Source organism: Caulobacter sp. GW821-FHT10A06, assembly GCF_059415805.1.
Map to the genome: position 1 here is coordinate 221,563 of NZ_JBWKNY010000001.1, position 17,563 is coordinate 239,125.

The following is a 17,563-nucleotide window of genomic DNA, read 5'->3' on the forward strand; positions in this document are numbered from 1 at the left end:
AGTATGAGGGCGGTTCTGGGCGCGGATCATTCAAGGCCGCGTAAAATCGACAACACATTGAATTCTTTGGCTTCGATCTCGCGAACGCCGAGCGTTGGGCCGCGCCAATCCCCGTCGACTCCGCCTTCGAGTTGCTCCGGACCGGAATGCGTCCGGGAGTGTATGTAAAAGCAATCGCTCTATACTTATAACGTATAACTACTTGGTATTTTACAATTTAATACATTCTTTACCTGGAAATCCCAGATTTCCACAGAAACCAAAATGGGTTTCTCGGAATTGAGTTTGCGAAGAGACCTGAACTCTACATAGGATTTATTCCGACACCGCAAGGTGTCTCCCATCCATTGACGACTTTCTTGTTCGCGGTCCGGTGGCCTACGGGGGGCGACGACGGCGTGAGCCAGGAGCTTTTTGATCGTCCTGCGAAGAGACATGCCCCGTGCCAAGTATTGTGCGTTCGAGTGATCTGAAGCCGGAAAACAAGACGCTGGTGGTTGTCACGACCATCCTGCAGTTGTCGGCCATCATTCTGGTCTGGCTTCTGGCAATCGTCCCCGCGGCTTTGCTAGCGCTGGCGGCGATCGTGGGAAAGACGGTCGCCGGAGCTCTCCGGGACTCTCGCAAGCACCCACCGACGTCATAAGCTGCGCCTAGAAGGTGCGCGCTTCAATTTCCAGACGGATACCGATGCCCGACTTCAAGCCCCGCCGCGCGACCCGGATCTGAGCGCCCGCATGGAACTTCGCCATATCCGTTATTTCCTGGCCGTCGCCGAGGAGCAGAACTTCACGCGGGCCGCGGCGCGGATCGGCATCGGCCAGCCGCCGCTGAGCCAGCAGATCCGCGACCTGGAGACCGAGATCGGTTTCGCCCTGTTTCGCCGCCGGCCGCACGGGGCGACCCTGACCGAGGCCGGCGAGGCCTTCCTGCCCGAGGCGCGCAAAATCCTGGCCCAGGCCGAACGCGCCGTGCGCGCGGCCCGGCGCGCGGGCGGCGGTGAGGACGGCGCCCTGCGGGTGGGCTTCACCTCGTCGGCCAACTTCCATCCGATCGTCACCGAGGCCTTCACGGTCTTCCACTGGAAGCACCCCGACGCCAGCCTGGTGGTGGAGGAGGGCAATACCGCCCGCCTGGTCGAGCGGCTGCGCAGCGGCGAGCTGGATGCGGCCTTCGTGCGCCCGGCCAATGTCGAGGACGGCGCCGACCTGCGCCTGATCCCGCTGGGCGAAGAGCCGCTGATCGTGGCCCTGCCGGTGGGCCACGCCCTGACCGGCCGGGCCAGCGTGCCGCTGTCGGCCTTGCGCGCCGAACCGTTCGTGATCTTCTCGCGGGGCATCGGCCAGACCTTCCTGAACCTGATCGCCGAGGCTTGCCGGCGGGAAGGCTTCGAGCCGACGATCGCCCAGGAGGCCCCGCAGATCGCGGTGATGGTCAATCTGGTCGCCGCCGGCCTGGGCGTGGCGCTGGTCCCGGCCTCGATCGCCCAGCTGGCGGTGAAGGGCGTGGTCTACCGACCGATCGACGGCGAGCCGCCCCGCGTCAGCCTGGCCCTAGCCGCCCGCGCCGGCGACATCCCGGCCAGCGCCCGCAACTTCCTGGCCCTGATCCCGAGCGCCGAAAGCGGGGCCTGACGCGGCCTCGCTACCGCCGGAACGTCATCGGTGCTACACGCACGCGCAATGACTGACACCACCTCCCAAACTAAGGCCGGGTTCGCGGCCATCATCGGCGCGCCGAACGCCGGCAAGTCCACCCTGGTCAACCGCATGGTCGGGGCCAAGGTCTCGATCGTGACCCAGAAGGTCCAGACCACCCGCTTCCCCGTGCGCGGCGTCGCCATCGAGGGCGACACCCAGATCGTCCTGGTCGACACCCCCGGGATCTTCAGCCCGCGCCGTCGTCTGGACCGCGCCATGGTCCGCTCGGCCTGGGCCGGCTCGGAAGACGCCGAGGCCACCGTCCACCTGGTCGACGTGCAGGCCGAACTGTCCAGCCGCGCCGACAAGGCCACGCCGGGCGAGTTCCGCTCGGCCCAGGACGTCCAGACCATCATCGAGGGCCTGAAGGCCGCCGATCGCAAGGTCATCCTGGCGCTCAACAAGATCGACGGCATCAAGCGCGACACCCTGCTGGCCGTGGCCAAGGACTTCTTCGACCAGGGCGTCTATTCGGACGTCTTCATGATCAGCGCCACCACCGGCGCGGGCGTCGAGGACCTGACCGCCAAGCTGGTGACCCTGATGCCGGAAGGCCCGTGGCTGTATCCGGAAGACCAGACCGCCGACCTGCCGGCCCGCCTGCTGGCCGCCGAGATCACCCGCGAGAAGGTCTACCTCCGCGTCCACGAAGAGCTGCCCTATGCGGCCAGCGTGGAGACGACCGCTTTCGAGGAACGCAAGGACGGCAGCGTTCGCATCGAGCAGACCATCTTCGTCGAGCGCGAGGGCCAGCGGGTCATTGTCATCGGCAAGGGCGGCCAGACCTTGAAATGGATCGGCCAGGCCTCACGTGAGGAGCTGTGCGACATCCTCGACCGCAAGGTTCACCTGTTCCTTCACGTGAAGGTCAAGGAGAACTGGGCCGAGGAGCGCGGTCTGTTCAGCGATATCGGACTGGATTTCGATGTTTGATGCTCCGGCCTCGGCCGTTGATCTCGACGCCTACTTCGGGCGCATCGGTTATGACGGCCCCCGCGAGCCGACCATGGAGACGCTGCGCGCCATCACGCTGAAGCACCCGGACCTGATCCCGTTCGAGAACCTCGACGTCCTCTTGGGACGCGGGATCAGCATCGTGCCGGCCGATATCGACGCCAAGCTGATCGTCGGCGGGCGGGGCGGCTACTGCTACGAGCAGAACGGCCTCTTGAAGCGCGTGCTGGAGACCCTGGGCTTCCAGGTCGAGGGCCTGATGGCCCGCGTGCAGTGGATGCTGCCGGAAGGCGCGCCGCCGCGTCCGCGCTCGCACCAGGTGCTGGGCGTTTCGATCGACGGCGAGACCTGGCTGGCCGACGCCGGCTTCGGCGGCTGCGTGCTGACCGCGCCGCTGCGGCTGTTCTCGGACGAGATCCAGGACAGCCCGCACGGCAAGTTCCGGATCGTCGATGCTGAGACCGACGGCGTCGCCGAGCGTCAGGTCCAGGCCGACCTCTCGGGCCGCTGGGCGCCGCTGTACCAGGTGTCGAAGGGCGGCTGGGCGGCGGTCGACTACGAGCAGGCCAACTTCTTCACCTACACCCACCCGAGCTCGCACTTCACCTGGAGCATGACGGTGGGCCGCACCACGGCCAACGCCCGCTACGCTCTGAAGAACAACCGCTTCACCCATCGCGACCTGACCGGCGCGGTGGTCGAGCAGCGCGACCTGACCGTCGACGAGCTGGAAGCGACCCTGCGCGACGTGATCGGCCTGCCGGTCGAGGCTGACTGGAAGCCGGTGCTGGAGAAGGTCGTGGCCTGGGGTACGCCCGCTTGACCACCGAATGGGAGGACGAAGCCTACGTCCTCTCGGCCCGCTCGCATGGCGAGACGGGGGCCATCGTCGAGCTGTTGACGGAAAGCCACGGCAAGTTCGTCGCCCACGTGGCCGGCGCGGCTTCGCGGCGGATGAAGCCGTTCCTGCAACCGGGCGCGCGGGTCATCGCCCGCTATCGCGCCCGGGTCTCCGACCAACTGGGCTCGGCCACCCTGGAGCCGATGGGCGAGGGGCCTTCCAGCCTGTTCGACGACAGCCTGGCGCTGGCGGGCCTCTCGTCCGCCGCCTCGGTCGCCGCCTTGGCCCTGCCGGAGCGCGAGGCCCATCCCGGCGCCTTCCACGCGCTGGAAGCCCTGATCCGCGTGCTGGAGATCCCCGAGATCTGGCCGGCCGTGTACGTCCGCTACGAGGCGGGCCTGCTGCAGGAGCTGGGTTTCGGCCTGGACCTCTCCAAGTGCGCCGCGACCGGCAGCTTCGACGACCTCGTCTATGTCAGCCCGCGCACCGGCCGGGCGGTAAGCCGCGCGGCGGGCAAGCCGTATCACGACAAGCTGCTGCCGCTACCGCCGTTCCTGCTGTCGGCCCAAGGCGGTCTGGGCGAGGGCGACGTCAAGGCCGGCCTCGATATCACCGGCCACTTCCTGGAGCAGTTCGTGTTCGGCCCGCTGAACCGACCGCTGCCCGCGCCGCGCCTGTGGCTGCTGGATCGCCTGACGGAAGCGGGCCGGCTTTAAGAACCGTCACACTGCCGCGCTATCGGCGGAGCTTCAGTTCTGGAGTTCCGCCATGTCTGTCCTCGACCGCTACGCCCTCAGCCGTCGCCGCCTGCTGAACGTCTTCGGCGCTTCGGCGATCACCGCCCTGGCGATCCCGCTTGAGAGCGGCAAGGCGCTCGCTCAAGTCGCGTTCCGGACCTATCCGTTCCAGCTGGGCGTGGCCTCGGGCGACCCGTCGCCGGACGGCTTCGTGATCTGGACCCGCCTGGCCCCCGAGCCGTTCGAGATCGGCTACGGCATGCCCATGGCCCCGGTGGCGGTCGACTGGGAAGTCGGTGACAGCGCCAACTTCAAGACCGTCGTCGCCAAGGGCACGACCATCGCCCCGCCGGAACTGGGCCACGCCGTCCACGTCGAGGTCGCGGGCCTGCAGCCGGGTCGCGACTACTGGTACCGCTTCACCGTCGGCAAGGAGCGCAGCCTGACCGGTCGCGCCCGCACCACGCCGGCCCTGGGCGCGGCCCTGGACCGCGTCCGCTTCGCCGTCGCCGGCTGCCAGGCCTATGAGGCTGGCTACTACACGGCCTATCGCCGCCTGGCCGAGGACAATCCCGACTTCGTCTTCTGCTACGGCGACTACATCTACGAAGGGCGCGGCAACCGCACCTACAACGGCGGCGCCAATGGCCCGACCGAGAATGTCCGCCAGCACTTCGGCAGCGAGATCTACGCGCTGGACGACTACCGCCGCCGTTACGCCCAGTACAAGATGGACACCGACCTGCAGGCCGCCCACGCCGCCGCGCCGTGGTTCACCGTCTGGGACGATCACGAGACCGACAACAACTGGGTCGGCGACCGGGATCAGGACGGCACCGATCCCAAGCTGTTCAACCTGCGCCGCCAGGCCGCCGTGCAGGCCTATTACGAAAACATGCCGCTGCGGGCCTCGAGCTTCCCGGCTGGCGCATCCATGCAGATCTACCGCCGCGCCGCCTATGGCCAGCTGTTGAACCTCAACCTGCTGGACACCCGCCAGTTCCGCACCGACCAGCCCTGCGGCGACAAGTACGCGGCGTCCTGCGCCGAGATTGGCGATCTCAAGGCCGAGGTCGTCGGCGCGGCCCAGGAGAAGTGGCTGATGGAGGGCCTGACGGGCTCGAAGTCGACCTGGAACGTTATCGCCCAGCAGATCATGATGATGGATCTCGATCGCGACGCGGCTCCGGGCGTGCAGGTCAATCCGGACTCGTGGGCCGGCTACCGTATCCCGCGGGGTCGCCTGCTGCAGAAGATGAAGGACGCCAAGGTCGCTAACGCCGTTGTCCTGACCGGCGACGAGCACCAGAACTTCGCCGGCGACCTGTGGGTGGACGGCGCCAAGCACGAGGGGGCGCCGATCGCTTCGGAATTCGTGATCACCTCGATCACGTCGGGCGGCGACGGCGTCGACCAGCGCGCCGACATGGCCAAGGTCCAGGCCGGCAACCCGCAGCTGAAGTTCAACAACAGCCAGCGCGGCTACGCGATCTGCGACGTGACCCCCAAGGCCTTCGTCACCGAGTTCAAGGTGCTGGACGCCGTCTCCCGCCGCGACGGCAAGCTGTCGACCCGCGCCAAATGGGCGCTGGAAGCCGGAAAACCGGGGATCGTTCAGGCCTAAGCGCTCGAATCAGCGGGGGGATTCCTGCTAGACTCCTGACCCGGAGTACGAATCCCCTCGATGAACAAATCTGTCCTGCCCCCCGGCGGTCCCGACGACGGTGATCGCATCCTCGACGAGCCGCTGACGGAAGCCCTGTCGCGGCGCTATCTGGCCTATGCGCTGTCGACCATCGGCTCGCGGGCGCTGCCCGACGTGCGCGATGGTCTCAAGCCCGTGCACCGTCGCGTCCTGTACGCGATGAGCAACATGCGCCTGAACCCCGAGGCCGCCGCGCGCAAGTGCGCCAAGGTGGTCGGCGAGGTCATGGGTAACTTCCACCCGCACGGCGACCAGTCGATCTATGACGCCCTGGTGCGTCTGGCCCAGGACTTCTCCCAGCGCGTGCCGCTGGTCGAGGGGCAGGGCAACTTCGGCAATATCGACGGCGATAACGCCGCGGCCATGCGTTATACCGAGTGCAAGATGACGGAAGCGGCGACGCTTCTGCTGGACGGCATCGACGAGGACGCGGTCGACTTCCGCCCGACCTATGACGGCCAGGACGAGGAGCCGGTGGTCCTGCCGTCGGGCTTCCCGAACCTGCTGGCCAACGGCTCGTCGGGCATCGCGGTCGGCATGGCCACCTCGATCCCGCCGCACAACGCCGCCGAGCTGATCGACGCCTGCCAGCTGCTGCTGACCAATCCCGACGCCACGACCGAACAGCTGATGGAGAAGGTGCCGGGTCCGGACTTCCCGACCGGCGGCGTCATCGTCGAACCGCGCGCCAGCATTCTCGAGACCTACGAGACCGGTCGCGGCGGCGTGCGCATCCGCGCCAAGTGGGAAAAGGAAGACACCGGTCGCGGCACCTACCAGATCGTCGTCACCGAGATCCCGTACCAGGTGAAGAAGTCCGATCTGGTCGAGCAACTGGCCGATCTGATCGACAGCAAGAAGGCCGCCCTGCTGGGCGACGTCCGCGACGAGAGCGCCGAGGACATCCGCCTGGTGCTCGAGCCCAAGTCCAAGAACGTCGAGCCCGAAGTGCTGATGGAGAGCCTGTTCAAGCTCTCGGCGCTGGAGAGCCGCTTCCCGGTCAATATCAACGTGCTGGACGCGCGGGGTACTCCCGGTGTGATGGGCATCAAGCAGGCCCTGATGGCCTTCCTGGCTCACCGCCGCGAAGTGCTGACCCGCCGGGCCCGTCACCGCCTGGCCAAGATCGAAGCCCGTCTGCATATCCTGGACGGCCTGCTGATCGCCTATCTGAACCTCGACGAGGTCATTCGGATCGTCCGCTACGAGGACAAGCCGAAGGAAAAGCTGATCGAGACCTTCGGGCTCTCGGACATCCAGGCCGACGCCATCCTCAACACCCGCCTGCGCCAACTGGCCAAGCTGGAAGAGATGGAGATCCGCCGCGAGCACGCCGAGCTGGTCGAAGAACGCGACAAGATTCTGGCGATGCTGGCCAGCGACGAGAAGCAGTGGAAGCTGGTGGGCGTGGGCCTGGCCGAGGTCCGCGCGACCCTGCTGAAGATCAAGCACCCCTGGGACAAGACTCGTCCGACCGGCGTCAACGGCCGCTCGATCTTCGCCGATGCGCCGATCGTCGACGCCGACGCCGCCATCGAGGCGATGATCGTCCGTGAACCGATCACCATCATCCTGTCGGAACGCGGCTGGATCCGCGCCGCCAAGGGCAAGATCGACGATCCGTCCGAGCTGAAGTTCAAGGAAGGCGACAAGCTGGGCTTCCTGGTCCCGGCCGAGACCACCGACAAGCTGCTGATCTTCTCCAGCGACGGCCGCTTCTTCACGCTGGGCTGTGACAAGCTGCCCAGCGCGCGCGGCCATGGCGAGCCGGTGCGGATGATGATCGAGCTGGACGACAAGGTGAAGATCATCGACGTCTTCCCGTTCAAGGCCGGCCGCAAACGCATTCTGGCCTCGAAGCTGGGCTACGGCTTCCTGATGCCCGAGGAAGAAGCGCTCGCGAACCGCAAGGCCGGCAAGCAGGTCCTGACCGTCGACGCCGCCGGCGCCGCCTTCTGCCTGGAAGCCGTGGGCGACCAGTTCGCGGTGATCGGCGACAACGGCAAGATCCTGATCTTCCCGCTGGAAGAGCTGCCCGAAATGCCGCGCGGCAAGGGCGTCAAGCTGCAGGCCTACCGTGAGGGCGGCCTGCGCGACGGCCTGTCGTTCAACGCCGAGACCGGGGCCTACTGGATCGACACCGCCGGCCGCCGCCGCGATTGGGCGGAGTGGAAGGAATGGGTCGGCCGTCGCGCCGGGGCTGGCAAGCTGGTTCCCAAGGGCTTCGCGACCAACAAGCGGTTCAAGCCGAAATGATGAGTGGACGGCTGCGTCGTCGCGCGCTGCGCCTCCTGGCCAGCGTGTTCGGCTGCGCGGCCGTTGCCGCGACTCCGGCCTTGGCCCTGCCCAAGGCCAAGCCGGAGGACTTAGGGTTCTCGTCCGAGCGCCTGAAGAAGCTGGACGAGCACATGCAGGCGATGGTCACCAATGGCCAGGTCGCCGGCGGCGTGACCCTGCTGGCCCGCCACGGCCGCGTCGTCCACGCCAAGGCCTTCGGCAAGCGGGCTCTGAACGGCGAGCCGATGCCGTTCGACGCCATCTTCCGCATCCGCTCGGAGACCAAGCCGGTCACCGGCGTGGCGATGATGATCCTGTACGAGCAGGGCCTGTGGAAGCTGGACGACCCGATCAGCCTGTACGTGCCCGAGTTCGCCAATCTGCGCATCGCCACCGGCGTCGACGCGGCCGGCCAGCCGATCCTGGCCCCGATCACCCGCCCGCCGACCATGCGCGAGCTGATGACCCACACGGCCGGCTTCGCCTATGGCCTGGCCGATGATCCTAACAGCCCGGCCGATCAGGCTTACTACCGGGCCGGGGTGCTGCAGTCTTCGTCGCTGACCGACCTGGTGCAGAAGGTCTCGGGCCTACCGATGTTCTCGGAGCCCGGCCAGCTGTGGCGCTACAGCGTGGCGGCCGACATCCAGGGCTATATCGTCGAGAAGCTGTCGGGCGAGGCCCTGCCGATCTTCATGGAAGAGCACATCTTCAGCCCCCTGAAGATGAAGGACACGGCCTTCTACGTGCCCGAGCAGAAGCAGGGGCGCCTGGCGGCCCTGTATGACGGCGACCCGGCCACCGGCCAGCTGGTCCCGGCCGTCGAGGGCGCCTGGCGCGACGTCAGCAAGCCGCCGGCCGCGCCGCTGGGCGGGGGCGGGCTGGTCTCGACGACCGACGACTTCGCACGTTTCGCCCAGATGATCCTGAACAAGGGCCAGCTGGGCGGCGTGCGGATCCTCAAGCCCGAGTCCGTGGCCCTGATGACCCAGAACCATCTGCCGCCGGGCTTCGTGGTCACCACCAACGGCACGACCGGGGTCCTCAAGCCTGGCCCCAAGCCGTTCCCGTTCGCCGCCGGCATGGGCTACGGCCTGGACATGGCCGTGGCCGTTGACCCGGCCGCCTCGGGCGCGCCGGTGGGACCGGGCACCGTCAGCTGGGGCGGCAGCGCCGGCACCTGGTTCTGGATCGACCCGGTCAACGACCTGTTCTTCGTCGGCATGATCCAGCGGCTGGGTGGCGTGGGGCCTGGCCTGGACGCGCAGTCGCGGAGCCTGGTGTATCAGGCGATCGAGCGGCCGCCGGTCGTGCCGGCGCCGCCGGGGCAGCAGCCGGCCAAGCCGCCAACGGTGAAGACGACCGCGGCGCGGTAACTCAAATACCTGTCATCCCGGCCGCAGCGAAGCGAAGAGCCGGGACCGCGGAAAGCTCGGCGCTTCCGGCGGTCCCGGATCGGCGCGCTGCGCGCTTGTCCGGGATGACAGTTTTTGACGAAAAAGCTCCCCCCGCGGTGGGCGAGGGGAGCTCCGTCACGGTCCTAGAAGGGCTGAAGTTCTAGGCCGCGAACAGGATGTCACCGACGCCCACGCCCTTGCCGACGGTGAGGCCGGTGACGCCGGCCAGCTTGATCAGGCCATCGCCCGCATCCAGCCCCGCCGTGGCGTTGTTGTGGAAGACGTAGGTGTCGCCGCTCCACTCGAAGACGGTGTTGCTGTTGGCGGCGGTCTGGCCGGCATAGGCGGTCAGGGCGTCGTCGAAGGTGGCGGTGGCGATGAAGTAGAGCTGCTTCTTCTCGCCCGGACCGACCACGCCGGCGAAGCTGAGCAGGTCGAAGCCCTTCTGGAAGTCCTGGATCACGGCGATGTCGGTCGCCTTGCCGCCGACCAGGTGCATCGCCGCGAACGAGCCGATGTCGACATTGTCATAGCCGGAGCCGGTGATGATCTTGCCGTCGAACTTCTCCAGGAAGATCGAGTCGTTGCCGGTTCCGGTGTCGATCAGGCCGCGCATGACGCCGTTGTCGACCCGCACGACGTCGTTGCCGCCCGCGGTGCGGATGTGCTTGCCGGCGTCCAGGCCGCCGATGTCGGAGATCACCGGCTTGATCACGTCGTTGCCGTCGCTGGCCAGGACGTGGGTGTTGTCGTCCGGCTCCTGGTTGAAGGCGTCGACGTTCCAGTCGTGGGCGAAGCTGGCCTTTTCGCCGGGCAGGCCGGGGTCGGACGGGCCGCCGGCGGCGTAGTCGCCGCCCTTGCCGTACAGGGAGTAGAAGGCGTTCACGGGCGTGGCCTTACCGTCCAGGCCGATGTCGGCAAGGTAGGCCTTCATGGCCTCGGCATAAGGACCCTGGCCGATCTTGACCGCCTCGGCCATCAGCCAGCCGATCATGGCCGCGCGGGTGCCGATGCCGAACGAGCCGTCGCCGCCGATCGCCTCGAAATAGGCGAAGCGGCCATAGGTCCCGCCTTTGCCGTCGGGCACCGGCTCGGCGAAGATGGCCAGGACCTCGTCCAGCGTCTTCTCGACCCCGAACAGCTTCAGATAGGCCTTCTGGAAGGTGTTGATGGGCGAGGCGTTTTCGCCGTAGGCGGCCGAGAACTCGTCCTTGGCCTCACCGAACTTCACCAGGTTGAGGGCGAAGTTGATGAAGCGGTTCTCCAGGCTGAACTGGGCGTAGTAGGCGCTGTTCAGGTTGTTGGGATTGCCGCCCGTCGCCGAGACCAGATAGTCCAGCCCGCTCGAGCCCAGGGTCACGTCGGCCAGGAAGCCGTACGACATCACCGCCACCTCGGTGGTGGTCTTAGCGCTGCCCTGGATCCAGTCGACCGCGCTGGCATAGGTCCAGGTGTCGCCGGCCATGCCGTTGCGCGCCGCGTCGATGCCCTGGGCCATCAGCGTCAGCTGGGTCCAGGCGTTGGCGGGCAGGTCCGAATTGCCCGGCAGGCGGTGCACGTTGCGATAGATCGAGACCAGGTTGTCGATCGTGGCCATAGGTGGGTCATCCCCGATTTATTTCGTAATCCCTCGTGCAGTAAAAAATATACATGAACGCCGTTCGATCAACCCAGCTTCACATTAAAAGACCTTAACGTGAGACGAGCTGGCGCGCGTATGGCGCTGGTCGCAGAAAAAGCGGGTTTCATCGCGGGAAAGCGCGCTCTAAGGTCCCTCAAACATCTGTTCGGGAGGGCGTGTTGGCGTTTCGTAGAGTGATCGCGGCGGTGCTGGCCGCGACTTTGATGACGGGCGGCGCATCCGCCGCCTATGCCGCTGCTCCCGCGTCGATCGTGGCCGCCGCGCCCGACAGCGTCGGCTTCTCGGCCGAGGGCCTGAAGAAGCTGGACGCCCACATGCAGGGCCTGGTCGACACCGGCCACCTGCCTGGCGTCACCACCATGCTGGTCCGCCACGGCAAGGTCGTGAACTACGAGGTCCACGGCAAGAAGGGCTTCGACGGCCCGCCGATGACCAAGGACACGGTCTTCCGCATCTACTCCCAGACCAAGCCGGTCACGGGCGTGGCCATGATGATCCTGTTCGAGGAGGGCAAGTGGAAGCTGGACGACCCGGTCAGCAAGTACGTGCCGGAGTTCGCATCCTTGCGCGTCTTCAAGGGCGTCAATGCCGACGGTTCGTTCGACACCGTGCCGGCCGACCGTCCGCCGACCATGCGCGAGCTGATGAGCCACTCGGGCGGCTTCGCCTACGGCCTGGTGCAGGACAACCCGATCGACAAGGCCTATGCCGAGAAGGTGCTGGGCGCCAAGTCGCGTCCGGAGTTCGTGCAGAACATCGCGGCCCTGCCGCTGGTCGCCCAGCCGGGCACGCGCTGGAAGTACAGCATCTCGGTCGATATCCAGGGCCTGATCATCGAGAAGCTGACCGGCATGTCGCTGGGCGACTTCATGAAGTCGCGGATCTTCGACCCGCTGAAGATGACCGACACCGGCTTCTGGCTGCCGGCCAGCAAGATGGACCGCCTGGCCTCGCTGTATCTATGGGGACCCAAGCAGAACAAGCTGATCCCGGCCGAGGGCTTCATGGTCCTGGACATCACCAAGCCGCCGGCCATGGCGTCGGGCGGCGGCGGCCTGGTCTCGACCAATGCCGACTATGCCCGCTTCGCCCAGATGCTGCTGAACGGCGGCGAGCTGGACGGCAAGCGCATCCTCAAGCCTGAGACCGTCAAGCTGATGCGCACCAATATGCTCAGCGACACGATCATGAGTTCGGATCCGTCGTTCAGCACCGCCAAGGGGCGGGGTTTCGGCCTGGACTTCGCCGTGGTGCTGGACAGCGCCAAGGCCGGGCCGCAGGGCGAGGGGACCTACAGCTGGGGCGGCGCGGCCGGCACCTGGTTCTGGATCGACCCCAAGAACGACCTGTTCTTCCTGGGCATGATCCACATCCTGAACAAGCAGGGCGACCCGGCCATCAAGGACATCGACGATGACAGCGCCAAGCTGGTCTACGACGCGCTGATCGACCCTTCGAAATAACAAGAACAAGTCTGGGAGGAACGCCATGAAGGCCGCCGTCTATTACGAGACCGGGGCGCCGGACGTCTTTCGCTATGAGGACGTCGCCGATCCCGTCCTCCATCCGCAGGGCGTGATCATCCGCGTCGAGGCGGTCAGCATCGAGGGCGGCGACACGCTCAATCGCGGCGGCGGCCAAATGGCGGGCAGCCCGCACATCGTCGGCTACCAGGCCGCCGGCGAGATCGTCGAGGTCGGGGCCGAGGTCAGCCACCTCAAGGTCGGCCAGAAGGTGGTCACCGTGAACGCCTTCGGCTCGCACGCCGAGCTGCGCGCGGTGCCGGCCCGCAACGCCTGGCCGATCCCGGACGGTTTCGACATCCACAAGGCCTCGGCCATCCCGGTGCCGTTCGGCACGGCGCACGAGTGCCTGTTCGGCGCGGGCCGCCTGAAGGCCGGCGAGACCGTGCTGGTCCAGGCCGGGGCAGGGGCTGTGGGCCTGGCCGCCATCCAGCTGGCCAAGCAGGCCGGCGCGACGGTAATCGCCTCGGCCTCCAGCGACGAGCGGCTGGAGCGCCTGAAGGCGTTCGGCATGGATCACGGCATCAACTACGGCCGCGACGACCTGGTCGAACAGGTCATGAAGCTGACCGGCGGCAAGGGCGTCGACCTGGTCGTCGATCCGGTCGGCGGCGCGACCCTGCAGGGCAGCCTGGGCGCCCTGGGCTATCGCGGCCGCATCTCGCTGGTCGGCAATGCCGGGCGCGAGCCGATGAAGGTCGACGTCTCGTCGTTGATGGGCGGCAACCGCTCGCTGACCGGCGTCTTCCTGGGCGCGGAGATCATGACCGACCGCGTGCACGACATGATCCAGGAGATGATCGACCGCGCCGCCAAGGGCGAGCTGGAAGTGGTCATCGACAAGACCTTCCCGCTGTCCGACGCGGCGGGCGCCCACGCCTATATCGAGAGCCGCCAGGCCGTGGGCCGGGTGCTGCTGATCCCATGAGCAACCGCGTCCTAGCGCACACCGGCGCCAAGTACCCGATCATCCAGGCCCCGATGGGCTGGATCGCTCGTTATCCGCTGGCCTCGGCGGTATCGCGGGCCGGCGGGCTGGGGGTCATCGAGACCTCGTCGGGCGAGACGGAGAACTGCAAGGCCGAGATCACCAAGATGGCGGCCAGCGGCCTGCCGTTCGGGGTGAACCTGCCGATCCTGTTCCTGCGCGACGACGCCATGCTGCGTTTCGTCTGCGAGAGCGGGGTCAAGTTCGTCACCACCTCGGCCGGCAGCCCGGCCAAGTTCGTCGGGCCCCTGAAGGACGCCGGCATCGTCGTCTATCACGCCGTGCCCACCGTCGATGCGGCGGTGAAGTGTGTCGACGCCGGCGTCGACGGCCTGGTGGTCGAGGGCGCCGAAGGTGGCGGCTTCAAGAACCCCGAGGAGGTCTCGACCCTCGTCCTGCTGCAGGCGATCCGGGCCAAGGTCGACGTGCCGATCGTCGCCGCCGGCGGCATCTGCGACGGCCGCGGCATGGCGGCGGCGTTCGCCCTGGGCGCCGAGGCGATCCAGATGGGCACCCGCTTCGTCAGCTCGGCCGAGAGCCCGGTCCACGCCAACTACAAGGCCGCGATCACCGGCGCGAAAGAGACCGGCACCTGGGTGCTGAACAAGAAGGCCAGCCCCTGCATCCGGGCGATCAAGTCGGAGCTGACCAAGGAGATCCACGACGCCGGCGTCATGCCGCCCGACGTGCTGAAGAACATCCTCGACGTCTATTTCGGCGGCGACATGGAGGCCGCGCCCGCTCTGGCCGGCCAGACCGTCGGCCTGATCGACGAGGTGAAGTCCGCCCAGCAGATCATCGACGAAACCGTCGCCCAGTTCCACGCCATCACCGGACGCCTCGGCGCCCTGGCCGCCACGCGCGGCTTCTAGGAGTTCCCACCATGCAAGACCTGTTCTCCCTCGAAGGCCGCGTGGCCCTGGTCACCGGCGGCTCGCGCGGCATTGGCGCGATGATCACCAAGGGCTTCCTCGTCTACGGCGCCAAGCGCGTCTACATCACTGCCCGCAAGGCCGCCGCCTGCGACGCCGCCGCCGAGGAACTCAGCCAATACGGCGAGTGCGTCTCGCTGCCGGGCGACATCTCGACCATGGAAGGCATCGAGGGCCTGGCCAAGCGCATCGCCGAGCGTGAGGACAAGCTCGACATTCTCGTGAACAACGCCGGCGCCGCCTGGGGTGCGGGCTTCGACGAGTTCCCGGAAGCCGGCTGGGACAAGACCGTCGACCTCAACATGAAGACCCCGTTCTTCCTGACCCAGGCCCTGATCGGCCAGCTACGCGCGGCCGGTAAGGATCGTGTCGCGAAGGTCATCAACATCGCGTCGATCGACGGCCAGTCGGTGGCGCGGGAAGAGACCTATCCCTACGGCGCGTCCAAGGCCGGCCTGCTGCACATGACCAAGCGCATGGCCCTGCGCCTGGCCCCCGACAACATCGCCGTCAGCTGCATCGCGCCCGGCGCCTTCGCCTCGGACATGAACAAGGTCGCCCGCGACCACGCCGAAGCGGTGTCCAAGGCCATCCCGGCCGGCCGCATCGGCTCGGAAGAGGACATGGCCGGCGCGGCCATCTACCTGGCCTCGCGAGCAGGGGACTACGTGATGGGCGGCGCGGTGACGGTGGACGGCGGGGTGAGCTTCGCGCGGTAGAGCCTACTACCCAGTTCCATCCCACACTTGCGTTCCTCGCCCTTGTGGCGAGGACCCATGGCGCGGCTGGGTTCTGGATCTCGGGAGCGCTTCGCTAGCGTAGGCGCGCTCCCGGCGCTTCCGAGCAAGCGGATGCATGGGTCCTGGGCACAAGGCCCAGGAAAGCAAATTTTGAGTGTTTGAAGAGCGGTGGGAGAGGGCGGTCCTCTACCCCAGCTCCTCGATATCCGCCGGCTCCGCATCGCTCAGCGGCAGGTCACAAGGATCCTTGGCCCCGCCACGCATGCTGCTGGGCGGCCTCGCCCCGCGTTCGCGGGCTGACATCAGCGACCAGCCGCCGGGCTTGAGGATCTCCAGCGGCGAGAAGCGCGCCTTGTAGGCCATTTTCTCGCTGCCCGGGACCCAATAGCCCAGATAGACGTAGGGCAGGGCGCCCTGCTGGGCCTGGACGATGTGGTCCAGGATGATGAACGAGCCCAGGCTGCGGCGCGGCAGGTCGGGATTGTAGAAGCTGTAGACCAGCGACAGGCCGTCAGCGAGCACGTCGACCAGCACGCAGGCGATCAGGTCGCCCGGGCCGCCGTCCGTCGACTTCTTGCGGTATTCCAGAAGGTGGGTGCGGACCGCGGTGTCTTCGACCATGGCCACGTAATCGGGCCAGGTCATCTCGGCCATGCCGCCGTCGGCGTGACGGGCCAGGAGATAGCGGCGCAGCAGTTCGAACTGCTCCAGCGTGGCCTCGGCCTCGACCAGGTGGCGTTCCAGGTCGTCGTTGCGGTTCAGGACCTTGCGCTCCGAGCGCGACAGCACGTACTCGGCCGCCGGCGCGCGGGCCGACTGGCAGGCGCGGCAGGTCTCGCAGGCGGGGCGGTAGGCGATGTTCTGGGAGCGACGGAAGCCGACCTGGGTCAGGCTGTCATTGACCGTCGGGCCGTCGGACAGCGGCAGGTGGGCGAACACCTTGCGTTCCTCGCGGCCAGGGAGGTACGGGCAAGGCGTGGGCGCCGTCAGAAAGAACCGAAGCTGCCGCGTCGGAAAATGCTGCGTCACTGTCGCCCTGTCCCCTTCAACTGATGCTCAGCCCTGAACGAGATTAGGGGGCATTGCGTTCAGTTGCGCAAGCTTCGCTGCGCACGCACGCGGCGAACGGTCACAGGTTGACGGCTCTACTAGAGATTATCCGGCAGAACGGGCTTTTCGCGCAACAGGACGATCGAGATCCGACGGTTGCCGGCCAGGGTCGGATCGTCGGCGTAGAGCGGCTCGGAATTGGCCTTGCCCGACACCTGATAGATGCGGTCGTCGTCGACTCCGGCGCTGCGCAGCACGATGCGCGAGGCGTCGGCGCGCTGGGCCGACAGGGCCCAGTCGCCGTCCTGCTTCTTGCCATAGGCGTTGGCGCTAGTGTGGCCCGAGATGGTCACGCGGTTGGGCAGCTGGTTGATCACCTTGGCCACGGCGCGCAGCAGGATCTTGGCGCGATCGTTGGGTTCCTTGGAGTTTTCCTTGAACATCGAGCGGCCTTCCTGGTCGACCAGCTGGATGCGCAGGCCTTCCGGGGTCTGGTCGATCATGATCTGCTTCGACAGCTCGGCCAGTTCGGGCATGTCCTGCAGCGACTGGCGCAGCGACTGGGCGGCCGAGGCGAAGGCGTCCTGTTCCTTCTTGGCCAGGGCGTCGCGCAGGGCCTGCTCGCTGGCGGAGTCCAGGTTGGCGGTGGTGGTGCTCTGGCCGTCCTTGTTGACGTTGTCGGGCGCTTCGGGAGCCATCTGCTGGATGACCGACATCTTGCCGTCGGCCTTGGCGCCGTCATCGCCCAGCGAGGTGCCGCCCAGGATGCCGCCCGAGCCGCTGGTGGTCGACGAGATCGAGGCGGGCGCGAAGTAGTCGGCGATGCCTTGCTTCTGTTCGGGGCTGGTCGTGTTCAGCAGCCACATCAGCAGGAAGAAGGCCATCATGGCCGTCACGAAGTCGGCATAGGCGACCTTCCACGCGCCACCGTGGTGACCGTGTCCGCCGCCTTTCTTCACCTTCTTGATGATGATCGGCTGTTCGCTGTTGACCGCCATCGTGCTTAAGCCCGCTTAACCATAGGGTCGGAACCTGCCCGAAGGTCGTTAAGATGGGGTTGCCGCGAGCCCTGCCAGG

14 protein-coding genes are annotated in these 17,563 nt (G+C 67.0%); 11 read left to right on the forward strand and 3 right to left on the reverse strand.

The window, feature by feature from the left end; all coding sequences use genetic code 11:
* The first annotated feature begins 737 nt into the window (after window positions 1-737).
* Genes AC07NF_RS00985 through AC07NF_RS01015 form a run of 7 tightly spaced genes read left to right on the forward strand, consistent with a single transcriptional unit; the run spans window position 738 to window position 9,590 of the window.
* Complete coding sequence (locus tag AC07NF_RS00985; RefSeq protein ID WP_494632417.1) at window positions 738-1,634, forward strand: LysR family transcriptional regulator; 897 nt, start codon at window positions 738-740, stop codon at window positions 1,632-1,634.
* Between the two features lie 48 nt (window positions 1,635-1,682).
* Window positions 1,683-2,633 (forward strand): GTPase Era, encoded by a 951-nt coding sequence (gene era, locus AC07NF_RS00990; protein ID WP_492811537.1) that lies wholly within the window; start codon window positions 1,683-1,685, stop codon window positions 2,631-2,633.
* Entirely contained in the window at window positions 2,626-3,477 is an 852-nt protein-coding gene (locus AC07NF_RS00995; protein ID WP_494632415.1) for an arylamine N-acetyltransferase family protein, read from the forward strand. The genes era and AC07NF_RS00995 overlap by 8 nt, the downstream gene beginning before the upstream one ends.
* Window positions 3,474-4,211: a DNA repair protein RecO gene (gene recO, locus AC07NF_RS01000; protein WP_494632413.1), complete on the forward strand. Its 738-nt coding sequence runs from the start codon at window positions 3,474-3,476 to the stop codon at window positions 4,209-4,211. Before AC07NF_RS00995 ends, recO begins: the two co-directional genes overlap by 4 nt.
* 52 nt (window positions 4,212-4,263) lie before the next feature.
* Window positions 4,264-5,856 (forward strand): alkaline phosphatase D family protein, encoded by a 1,593-nt coding sequence (locus AC07NF_RS01005; RefSeq protein ID WP_494632412.1) that lies wholly within the window; start codon window positions 4,264-4,266, stop codon window positions 5,854-5,856.
* Between the two features lie 60 nt (window positions 5,857-5,916).
* Window positions 5,917-8,193: a DNA topoisomerase IV subunit A gene (parC, locus tag AC07NF_RS01010; protein WP_492811528.1), complete on the forward strand. Its 2,277-nt coding sequence runs from the start codon at window positions 5,917-5,919 to the stop codon at window positions 8,191-8,193.
* Entirely contained in the window at window positions 8,190-9,590 is a 1,401-nt protein-coding gene (locus AC07NF_RS01015; RefSeq protein WP_494632411.1) for a serine hydrolase domain-containing protein, read from the forward strand. Before parC ends, AC07NF_RS01015 begins: the two co-directional genes overlap by 4 nt.
* A gap of 181 nt (window positions 9,591-9,771) precedes the next feature.
* Here the strand turns inward: AC07NF_RS01015 and AC07NF_RS01020 are convergent, their stop codons facing one another.
* Complete coding sequence (locus AC07NF_RS01020) at window positions 9,772-11,208, reverse strand: hypothetical protein (RefSeq protein ID WP_494632409.1); 1,437 nt, start codon at window positions 11,206-11,208, stop codon at window positions 9,772-9,774.
* A gap of 203 nt (window positions 11,209-11,411) precedes the next feature.
* Here AC07NF_RS01020 and AC07NF_RS01025 point away from each other — a divergent pair, with 203 nt between their 5' ends.
* Genes AC07NF_RS01025 through AC07NF_RS01040 form a run of 4 tightly spaced genes read left to right on the forward strand, consistent with a single transcriptional unit; the run spans window position 11,412 to window position 15,415 of the window.
* Window positions 11,412-12,716 carry a serine hydrolase domain-containing protein gene (locus AC07NF_RS01025; protein ID WP_494632407.1) on the forward strand — a complete coding sequence of 435 codons (1,305 nt, stop codon included), beginning with the start codon at window positions 11,412-11,414 and terminating at the stop codon, window positions 12,714-12,716.
* A 25-nt stretch (window positions 12,717-12,741) separates the two neighbouring features.
* A complete protein-coding gene (locus AC07NF_RS01030; RefSeq protein WP_492811520.1) occupies window positions 12,742-13,704 on the forward strand; it encodes a quinone oxidoreductase family protein in 963 nt (320 codons plus the stop codon).
* On the forward strand, window positions 13,701-14,636 hold the full coding sequence (locus tag AC07NF_RS01035; protein ID WP_494632406.1) for an NAD(P)H-dependent flavin oxidoreductase: 936 nt from the start codon (window positions 13,701-13,703) through the stop codon (window positions 14,634-14,636). The genes AC07NF_RS01030 and AC07NF_RS01035 overlap by 4 nt, the downstream gene beginning before the upstream one ends.
* A gap of 11 nt (window positions 14,637-14,647) precedes the next feature.
* Window positions 14,648-15,415: an SDR family NAD(P)-dependent oxidoreductase gene (locus AC07NF_RS01040; protein ID WP_494632404.1), complete on the forward strand. Its 768-nt coding sequence runs from the start codon at window positions 14,648-14,650 to the stop codon at window positions 15,413-15,415.
* Between the two features lie 207 nt (window positions 15,416-15,622).
* Here AC07NF_RS01040 and AC07NF_RS01045 read toward each other — a convergent pair whose 3' ends face one another.
* Together AC07NF_RS01045 and AC07NF_RS01050 are read right to left on the reverse strand one after the other, a co-directional pair.
* Window positions 15,623-16,465, reverse strand: coding sequence for an arginyltransferase (locus AC07NF_RS01045; protein WP_494632403.1), 843 nt, complete (start codon window positions 16,463-16,465; stop codon window positions 15,623-15,625).
* 119 nt (window positions 16,466-16,584) lie between these two features.
* A complete protein-coding gene (locus AC07NF_RS01050; protein WP_492811512.1) occupies window positions 16,585-17,484 on the reverse strand; it encodes a flagellar motor protein MotB in 900 nt (299 codons plus the stop codon).
* Window positions 17,485-17,563: the final 79 nt, after the last annotated feature.

Coding starts and splice junctions, on each gene's coding strand:
- AC07NF_RS00995 (WP_494632415.1), top strand. CDS start 2,626: ATGTTTGATGCTCCGGCCTCGGCCGTTGATCTCGACGCCTACTTCGGG.
- AC07NF_RS01050 (WP_492811512.1), bottom strand. CDS start 17,484: ATGGCGGTCAACAGCGAACAGCCGATCATCATCAAGAAGGTGAAGAAA.
- AC07NF_RS01005 (WP_494632412.1), top strand. CDS start 4,264: ATGTCTGTCCTCGACCGCTACGCCCTCAGCCGTCGCCGCCTGCTGAAC.
- parC (WP_492811528.1), top strand. CDS start 5,917: ATGAACAAATCTGTCCTGCCCCCCGGCGGTCCCGACGACGGTGATCGC.
- AC07NF_RS01015 (WP_494632411.1), top strand. CDS start 8,190: ATGATGAGTGGACGGCTGCGTCGTCGCGCGCTGCGCCTCCTGGCCAGC.
- AC07NF_RS01030 (WP_492811520.1), top strand. CDS start 12,742: ATGAAGGCCGCCGTCTATTACGAGACCGGGGCGCCGGACGTCTTTCGC.
- era (WP_492811537.1), top strand. CDS start 1,683: ATGACTGACACCACCTCCCAAACTAAGGCCGGGTTCGCGGCCATCATC.
- AC07NF_RS01040 (WP_494632404.1), top strand. CDS start 14,648: ATGCAAGACCTGTTCTCCCTCGAAGGCCGCGTGGCCCTGGTCACCGGC.
- AC07NF_RS01035 (WP_494632406.1), top strand. CDS start 13,701: ATGAGCAACCGCGTCCTAGCGCACACCGGCGCCAAGTACCCGATCATC.
- AC07NF_RS00985 (WP_494632417.1), top strand. CDS start 738: ATGGAACTTCGCCATATCCGTTATTTCCTGGCCGTCGCCGAGGAGCAG.
- AC07NF_RS01020 (WP_494632409.1), bottom strand. CDS start 11,208: ATGGCCACGATCGACAACCTGGTCTCGATCTATCGCAACGTGCACCGC.